This is a genomic window from Streptomyces phyllanthi (assembly GCF_009377205.1).
GTDB lineage: Bacteria > Actinomycetota > Actinomycetes > Streptomycetales > Streptomycetaceae > Streptomyces > Streptomyces phyllanthi.
The window spans coordinates 1-3909 of sequence record NZ_VJZE01000649.1; the positions used below are offsets into that span (position 1 = coordinate 1).

Here is a 3909-nt window from a genome sequence, read left to right on the forward strand (position 1 = left end):
ACGCCGGTGCGGCGGTCGGGTTCACGATCCCTGAGCCGGTCGCGGACGGGCTGCGCGAGATCGCCCGCCGGAACGGCGCGACGATGTTCATGGCGCTCCTGGCCGGGTTCTCGGTGGTGCTGGGCCGGTACGCCGACACCGACGACGTGGTGGTCGGGTCACCCGTGGCGAACCGGAACCACGCCCAGGTCGAGGACCTGATCGGGTTCTTCGTCAACACACTGGTGCTGCGCACCGACCTGTCCGGCGAACCGACGTTCGCCGAACTGACGGGCCGGGTACGGCAGACGGCGCTGGAGGCGTACGCCCACCAGGACCTGCCGTTCCAGCAGCTCGTGGACGCCGTGGTCACCGACCGGGACAGATCCCGCACCCCGCTGTTCCAGGTGCTCTTCAGCTACGGCTTCCAGGAGTCCGGCACCCGTGACGCCGACCCCGCCGAGACGGCCCCGATGACTGAGGCACTCAGCGGCGGCTTCCAGGTGAAGTACGACCTGGCGCTGACGCTGGGAGACGCGGGCGGGGCCGTCGCCGGACGGATCGACTACAGCACGGCCCTGTTCGACGCGGTCACCGTGGACCGCCTGGTAGGGCACGTTCTGACGGCCCTGGGAACGGCGGCAGCCGACCCGGAGCGGCCACTGTCGCGGTTGGAGGTGCTGACGGCGGCCGAGCGGGATCAGCTGGTGCGCCGCTGGAACGACACGGCGGGACCGGTGCCGGCGGCGAACGGCACCGCCGAGCTGGTGCTGGCGCGGGCGTCGGAGCACCCGGACGCGGTGGCGGTCGTGTGCGGGCGGGAGTGGCTGACCTACGCCGGGCTGGTGGACCGCGCGGGCCGGCTGGCCCGCCATCTGCGAGGGCTGGGCGTAGGCCCGGAGTCGGTGGTGGGGCTCTGCCTGCCGCGCGATGCCGGCATGGTGCCGGCGGTGCTGGCGGTGTGGCTGGCGGGCGGCGCGTACCTGCCGCTGGACCCGGAGTATCCGGCGGACCGGCTCGAGTACATGCTGGCCGACTCCGGTGCGGTGGCGCTGCTGGCGGACCGGCGGGTCGCGGGAGACCTGATCACATCGGCCGGGATGGGTCTTCCGGTGGTGTGGCTGGACGACCCGGCGGTGCACACCCGTCTGGACACGCCGGCCCCGTTGCCGCCGGAGTCGGCGGATCCGCGCCAACTGGCGTACGTGATCTACACATCAGGATCGACGGGTACCCCGAAGGGCGTGCAGGTGCCCCACGCCGGTGTGGTGAATCTGGTGGCGGCAATCGGGCCGGCCCTTGACGTGGTCCCCGGGACGAGGGTGCTGCAGTTCGCCTCGTTCAGCTTCGACGCGGCCGTCCTGGACGTGGCGGTGACGCTGGGCCGCGGCGGGACGCTGGTGGTGGCGGCCGGAGCGGAGCGCGCCGAACCCGCTCGCCTGGCGGAGATGGTGGCGGGGCTCGGCGTGGAGGCGGCCAGCGTGGTGCCGTCGCTGCTGGAAGTGCTGGACCCGCGACGGGTCCCGGGCCTGGGCACCGTGTTGTCCGGCGCGGAGCGGATGACCGGGACGATGGCACGGGTCTGGGCCGACGGCCGACGACTCGTCAACACCTATGGGCCGACCGAGGCCACGGTCATGGTGACCACCGGGGTGGTCGAACCCGCGGGGCAGGCGGGGCCGCCGATAGGGGCGCCCGTGGTCAACACGCGGTTGTTCGTGCTGGACCGGTGGCTCAACCCGGTGCCGGTGGGCGTGGCCGGCGAACTGTACATCGGCGGACCGCAGTTGGCCCGCGGCTACGGGGGCCGCCCGGCGCTGACCGCGGAGAGGTTCGTCGCCGACCCGTTCAGCGGTGACGGGTCGCGGCTGTACCGGACCGGGGACCGGGTGCGGCGGCGCGCGGACGGACAGCTGGAGTTCGTGGGCCGGGCCGACGACCAGATCAAGGTGCGCGGGTTCCGGGTGGAACCGGGCGAGGTCGAGACGGTGCTGACCGCCCACCAGGGGATCCGGGCAGCGGTGGTGGCGGTGGACGGCCAGGGCGCGGCCGCGAGGCTGGTCGCCTATCTGGTGCCGGCGGACCAGGCGGCGGGGATCCCTCCGACCGCGGCGCTGCGGGCGTTCGTACGCGGCCACCTGCCGGAGTTCATGATCCCGGCCTCCTTCACCGAGCTGGCCGCCCTGCCGCTGACCCCGTCGGGAAAGCTGGACCGGGCGGCACTGCCGGCCCCCGGGCAGGTGCGTGTCGAGGCCGACGACTGGCTGGCCCCGGTCGGCCCGGTGCAGGAACTGCTGGCCGGGATCTGGGCGCGGGTGCTGGGGACCGACCGGGTCGGCGCGGCCGACGACTTCTTCGAGCTGGGCGGGCATTCGCTGCTGGCGACCCAGGTGATCTCCCGGGTGCGGGAGGTGTTCGGCACCGAGCTCGCGCTGGCCGAGCTGTTCGACCACCCCACGCTGGCGGACCTGGCCACGGTGATCGAGAACACCGCCGGCGGTCCGGTCGCCCCGCCCGTCACCCCCGTTCCCCGGGACCGGCCGCTTCCTCTGTCGTTCGCCCAGCAACGGCTGTGGTTCCTGCACCAGATGGATCCGGAAGAGGTGATGTACAACGTCCCGTCGCCGATCTGGCTGGGCGCCGACGTCGACGTGTGGGCGGTCGGCGAGGCGCTGACCGCGGTCGTGACGCGGCATGAGGTGCTGCGGACCCGGCTGGTGGCAGGCCCCGACGGGGTGGCCCATCAGGTCATCGACCCGCCGCAGCCGGTGCCGCTGATGATGGCGGACCTGTCCGGTCTGGCCGACCCGGTGGCCGCCCTGCACCAGCTGATCGTGCGGGACGCGGTCGCACCGTTCGACCTCGCGACCGGGCCCCTCCTCCGCGTGTGCCTGGCCCGGCTGGGTACGGCCGGACACGCGCTGGTGCTGTCGATGCACCACGTCGTCTCCGACGAGTGGTCGGGACGGATCTTCGGCCGCGAGATGGAACTTCTGTACGAGGCGTTCCACGCCGGTGAGCCGGATCCGCTGGCGCCGCTCGCGGTGCAGTACGCCGACTACGCCGCCTGGCAGCGTTCCTGGCTGACCGGCGAGGTCATCGACCGGCAGCTCGACTACTGGAGCCGGCAACTGGCCGACGTGCCGGCGCTGGACCTGCCCACAGACCGGCCGCGGCCGCCGGTCGCGTCCAGCGCGGGCGCCTCGACACCGGTGCACATCCCCGCCGCGGTGGCGGACGGGCTGCGGGCGGTGGCCCGGGCGAACGGCGCGACGATGTTCATGACGCTGCTGGCGGCGTTCGATGTGGTCCTGGCCCGGTACTGCGGCACCGACGACGTGGCCGTGGGGTCACCGGCGGCGGGCCGGACACAGGCCGAGACCGAGGATCTGATCGGCTTCTTCGTCAACACCCTGGTCCTGCGCACCGATCTGTCCGCGGACCCGACCTTCACCGAGCTGCTGGGCCGGGTCCGGGAGACCACCCTGGACGGCTACGCCCACCAGGACCTGCCGTTCGAGCAGCTGGTGGACGCCCTCGTCACCGAACGCGACCGCTCTCGTTCCCCCCTCTTCCAGGTCTGGTTCTACTACGCCGCCGACGAGACCGGCCGCCGAGCCGACTCGGACGACGAGCCGGAAGCGGGGTTGCTGGCCGGGGCGCCGCTGATGAAGTTCGATCTGGCGCTTCTGCTCGGCGGCGCAGACGGCGAGGTGACCGGCGAGATCCAGTACAGCACCGCGTTGTTCGACGCGGCGACGATCGAGCGTATGGCCGGGCACCTGGCGGTCGTCCTGGAGGCGGTTGCCGAGGATGCGGAGCGGCGGGTCGGTGATCTGCCTTTGTTGTCGGTGGCTGAGCGGCGGCTGCTGTTGGCGGGCTGGAACGATGCGGTGGCGCCGCTGCCGGGTGTGGGTGGGGCTCATGACC

The 3909-nt window shown here is 72.9% G+C and carries 1 protein-coding gene; it reads left to right on the forward strand.

All coding sequences use genetic code 11. From position 1 onward, the window contains the following. Window positions 1-59: 59 nt before the first annotated feature. Window positions 60-3909 (forward strand): amino acid adenylation domain-containing protein (locus tag FNH04_RS42785; protein ID WP_322725492.1); only part of this gene is annotated, 3850 nt, incomplete at its 3' end.